Annotated in this window: 4 protein-coding genes; all 4 read right to left on the bottom strand. The window is 34.5% G+C overall.

Annotated features, from left to right (window positions below):
* Positions 1–1122, bottom strand: a 1122-nt coding sequence (locus tag V7068_RS22045; RefSeq protein WP_499714562.1) for a cation:proton antiporter, incomplete at its 3' end; no start/stop codon positions are given.
* 402 nt (positions 1123–1524) lie between these two features.
* Complete coding sequence (locus V7068_RS22040; protein ID WP_499714561.1) at positions 1525–2535, bottom strand: metallophosphoesterase; 1011 nt, start codon at positions 2533–2535, stop codon at positions 1525–1527.
* Between the two features lie 160 nt (positions 2536–2695).
* On the bottom strand, positions 2696–3661 hold the full coding sequence (locus V7068_RS22035) for a nucleotidyltransferase family protein (RefSeq protein WP_499714560.1): 966 nt from the start codon (positions 3659–3661) through the stop codon (positions 2696–2698).
* Positions 3662–3675: 14 nt separating this feature from the next.
* Positions 3676–5195: ABC transporter ATP-binding protein (locus tag V7068_RS22030; RefSeq protein ID WP_499714559.1), on the bottom strand; the 1520-nt coding region annotated here is incomplete at its 5' end.

Below are 5195 nucleotides of genomic sequence, written 5' to 3'. Positions count from 1 at the left end.
GATAAAATATTTTAACAATGGTGGTGTTACAAGCGTCGTCACAATTACAACGATAATAATAGTCGTGAAATATTCAGGAGCTAGTAAATTTTCACTTAATCCGAGCGTTGCCAAAATAAGAGCAACTTCTCCTCGTGAAATCATTCCCGCTCCAATGGTAATAGAAGAACGAGTATTGAACCCTGTAATCCTGGCACCCATTCCAGCACCAATTAATTTTGTGAAAATTGCCACTAATGATAATCCAATAATGATGAAAATGTTATCTAGAAAACCATCAAACGTAACAGTTAATCCAATACTAACAAAGAAAATTGGTACGAACAGTGTATAAGCAATAGGTTCAACTTTTCTTTCCACTTCTTCTTTAAATTCAGTTTGAGCAATTGCAATCCCCGCTACAAAGGCACCGATAATCCCAGCTACTCCAAAGTATTCTGAAATATAAGCAAATAAGAAGCAAATTCCAAGTGCAATACTCATAGCTGGCTGAGTAATTTTAATTCGCCCAAGCCTGCTCATCATAAACGGAACAACCTTCCATGCCAGTAAAGCGATAATAACAAAGAACACTACTTTCCCACCGATAACAGCACCGATGTTTACATCGTCACCTACTAAGAAACTCATCATAAAGGCTAAAGCAACTACAACAATAATATCATCCGCAATCGCAGCCCCTAACACAGTCGTTCCTTCTCGACTTTGAAGCTGACCAAGCTCTTTAAACGTTTGAACTGAAATACTAACAGAAGTTGCACAAAGCAATAGGCCAAGGAAAATCGCATGATGTTGATCCATCCCAACCGCAAGTCCTGAGAAATATCCTCCAATTAACGGTAGAATAACTCCACCAACTGCGACCGTTAATGACGACGTTTTATTATTATTCAGTTCTTTTAAATCCGTTTCTAAACCGGCAATAAACATTAATAATAAAACCCCGATATGACTTAATGCCTCAATAACCTCCGTATTTTGTACCCAGTCTAATACAGCTGGTCCAATAATGACCCCGATAATTAGTTTCCCCAATACCGAAGGCTGCCCAAAGCGAACCGAAATAACTCCCGCAAGCTTCGTCGCAATAATAATAATGAATAGCTGAAGATATAGTTCCAAATTCCTTCCCTCCCCTAAAAAAACGCAAAAAGAGCCCGTTAGTGACAGGCTCCTCCAATTTGTTGCTTTTTATTCATCATTATTAACACAATAATAACATAATAAGAGAACAAATAATAGATATTTCTGAAAATAAGGGGGATTTTTTAGAGAATGGATGATTAATCAAGTGGAGCTTCCATTAGCGTTTTTCTTTCAATCCCCACCTATCTTTTAAAAGTTGAGGTGGGAGATTACAAAGAGGAAATAATGAGGAATAACTAAGATTAACAGTCCTAACCGGTTTCTTCTATAAGATTAATATTGATAATTGTTATATAAACTAATTATTTTCAGGTTTTAACCTCTATTGCTTAGTGAAATCTCATTTTGGCAATGAAAGCTTCGTTGATATCATCTTTCTCACTTTCCTCTTGTTAATGTTAGTACATTAATTTCAGGTGGATTTAAAAAACGGAATTTCATAAAGGGTATGGCATCACTACTTCCTAAACCCGTACTTACATATTGTTTCGTACGATTATATTCCCATAATCCCTTGACTCGATCAGTTGGTGGAAAAAAACCACCATTTTCATACCATTCTTCAGGAACGAATACGGCACCAAGTAGTGGAACTCGAATTTGTCCTCCATGATAATGACCTGCAATAATTAAATCGTAATTTCTAAATAGATACCTTTCATCACTTGTAAGCTGATCCACTCTGGGGTCCACTACAGGATAATGATTAAGGGCAATGAGTACTTCCGAATCTTCTGCCTGATTAAGGATGGCTAACTCATTCAATAATTGTTTTTGATGAGCATAATAGTTTGAATCCAATTCAGCTTTCGAATCTTTATGATAATTCATAGTAGATAATTCATATTGACTATTCAGAATAGACATTTCAAAATCGACAAAATAAATAGTAGAATCTTCTATTTGAAGTGGTTCAACGGATTCTAGTAATTGAACCCCTCTTTGTTCCATCCCTTTGATAAAATCATGTTTTTCATACGACGAATGGGCAGAATCTAATCTATACTTTTCTGGATCTGTATTGCCAGGAACAAAGAAGGCATATTCTTTATTATCGATGCCTTCAATTAATGTGTAATACGGTTTATAATTTGTACTGGTGCTATCATCTAACATATCTCCTGTAAATATAATCGCATCATAATCAATGGAATTTATTTTTTCTAATAAACCTCTTTGATTTTCACCGAATTCTTTCTCATGCAAATCTGTAATTTGAAGGATAGAAAAGCCTTCAAGATCTTTAGAAAGATTATTGATGACTACATCTTGTTCGACGATGATGATTCGGTGATTGTCCCAAATTATATAAGCAACTAGAACGAGGCAAAATAGTAATAAAATCAGCCAACTCTTTCTTCCTATTTTTCTATAAGAAAAATTATTCATTATGAAGTTTTTATCCTTTCTTCTCTATCTGTTTTACTAATTAATGATATTTGACTCATTGTTCGTATCCAATTCTGCTCGTAAATCCAAGTTAGGAAATAACTGGTGATTGATTCATTATTAAAGTTATAAAAAGCAAGAAAGCCAAGATTTCCTTCAATCAGTATTTCGGGTGAATCCAATGATACAACTCTCGCAGACTATGCTTTGGGGTATCATAGCTAAAAAATGAGTAATCGATATAGTCTGCATATTTCCAAAACGATTTCTTCGTATCTCTGTTATGATAAAGTGTTGAAGTTTTATATGGAAACGGTAGAATCTTTTCTAGTTGAGGACATTGTTCGTAAACAATGGACAATGTGCGAATAATTCTTCTTTTCGTTTGATGACGAGTCGTATCTTTTAATAATCGAGAATAATCTATTTTATCACCTAAAATAAAGACTAACTGAATAATATCAATAAAATATTTCATTGAATCCAAGTTATGTCTCCAACCATGTAGACAAATCATATAAAATAGGTGGTAATCGGAAAGCTCTCTTACATACCCAAGTTTACTAATAGAGGAAGTCTCTTGCCAAAACTCTTCAATTAGAAAATTAGATGTATTTTCTTTTAATAAATCCCAATGCAGTTCAACCGTTAAAGGAATATTAGACCCCGGCAAGATTTTACTAAAGCTAAAATGAAAATGATATGGAATCCTGGTTTCTTCTATTGTATAGCCTAACTTTTTTACCTCTTCAATTGCTTTTTCCATATCATGCACTTTAATAAGAAGATCAATATCTGATGTAGGTCGAGCACCTAAATGTCCATAATATTTCTCAGAAAAAAAAGTACCTTTAAGCGGGATAACATCTATCTTCTGTTCTTCTAGTGAGTGTAAAATTTGCTCTGTTTGATTTTTAATCAAAATATTTTGATATAAAGTAGTTTGAAACTTTTCTTGTAATATCTGTTTCAAAAAGGGCGATATATTCTCAAGTCTTCCTTGCTGTTGAAGTAATTTATATACTTGAGAATGAATATTAGATTTTTTGATTTCTTCTAATGTTTGTTCAATGTTCGTTATTGATGAAGAATGGTCGAATAGCAGCTGTAGCAAGTTTGAATTCAATCTACACCCCCCTTTCACTCTGCCAGAGCGGATAATGCGACGTTTATATTACCATTGTACTGTATATCATACAATTTTTTATACAAACCTTTTTTATTCAAAAGCTCTTCGTGACTCCCCATTTGAACAATTTCACCCTTTTCCATGACGACAATCACATTGGCATGTTGAATGGTCGATAATCGATGGGCAATTACAATCGTCGTTCGATTTTTCATGAGCTGAATTAATGCTTTTTGCACATATAACTCTGTTTCACTATCAAGAGCAGAAGTCGCTTCATCTAATAATAGAATCGGTGCATTTTTCAATATAGCTCGAGCAATTGAAAGTCGCTGCTTTTGCCCACCTGATAACCGAATCCCTCTCTCGCCTACCTTCGTATCGTATCCTTCTGGCAAAGACATTATGAATTTATGTAAAAATGCTTGACTACACGCTTGTTTCATCTCTACTTCTGTAATATTTGGACGAGCAATCTGCAAGTTTTCTCGAATAGTTCCGGTAAAGAGAAAAGTTTCCTGTGGCACATAGGCAATCGCACTTCTTAGTTCTTCAAGTGAGTAATCAGTGGTTGATTGTTCATTTATAAAAACATTGCCTTTATCCGGTTTATAAAAGCCTTGAATTAAATTAAATAATGTACTTTTCCCCGCCCCACTTGGCCCAACAAGAGCAATTACTTTTCCTACTGGAACTTCTAATTGAAAATTCCCAAAAATGGTTTGATTCTCATCGTAACTAAACGTGACATCTTGAAGTCGAATGGAAGATATATTTTGCAAGGATGGATTATACAATGAGAGCTTAGAGGACTCAGGTGTAATACCGAGCACTGAAAAGAGTCGCTCGACGGCCGTTGCAGATCTTTGGAAGCTCGCCCATAGTCCTGCTATGCCAGTAAGTGGTGATACTAGATAATTGACAAGATTAAAAAAAATCAATAATGAACCTACTGTCATCTCACCTTTATAGACAAAATAGGCGCCCAGACAAAGACTAAATAAATAAGAAAATGAGCTAAGTAACTCACCAGCTGTAAAAAACCAACCGCGCAATTTGGCGTTTGCTTTCTCTAAACGATATAACTCATCATTCTTTCTAGCTAATTTATTAAATGTAAATTTCTCCAAAGTAAATGAACGAATGATGGTGATTCCAGAAATTGTTTCATTGAGCACAGTATTGATTTGCCCAAATAAACTATGAATTCCTCGATTATTTCTTCGTAATAATAGACCGAAAATCGCCCCAAAGATGATGGCAAAAGGACCAGCTATTAAGCTAATAACACATAAAGTTGGATTGATTTGATATAAAAACAGAAATACAGCTACATAAATTAACGGAAGTCGAATTAAATCAATCAAGCTACTTCCAATTACACCATCAATACTATTAATATCATTATTAAAGTGAGATAATAAATCTCCTGATTCCAATTTTGCTAATGTTCCCGCTGGCAATCGTAAAATATGACTAAATAAATAAGACTTCAGATCTCTTATTACCCCATTAATCGCACTCGTTTCAT

Source organism: Bacillus sp. JJ634 (assembly GCF_036962285.1).
Classification (GTDB): Bacteria; Bacillota; Bacilli; order Bacillales; family DSM-1321; genus Peribacillus; species Peribacillus asahii_A.
This window is presented reverse-complemented; position numbering and strand designations above follow the sequence as displayed.

Excerpts from the sequence above, each read along its gene's own strand:
- V7068_RS22040 (WP_499714561.1), bottom strand. The coding sequence starts at position 2,535 with ATGAATAATTTTTCTTATAGAAAAATAGGAAGAAAGAGTTGGCTGATT.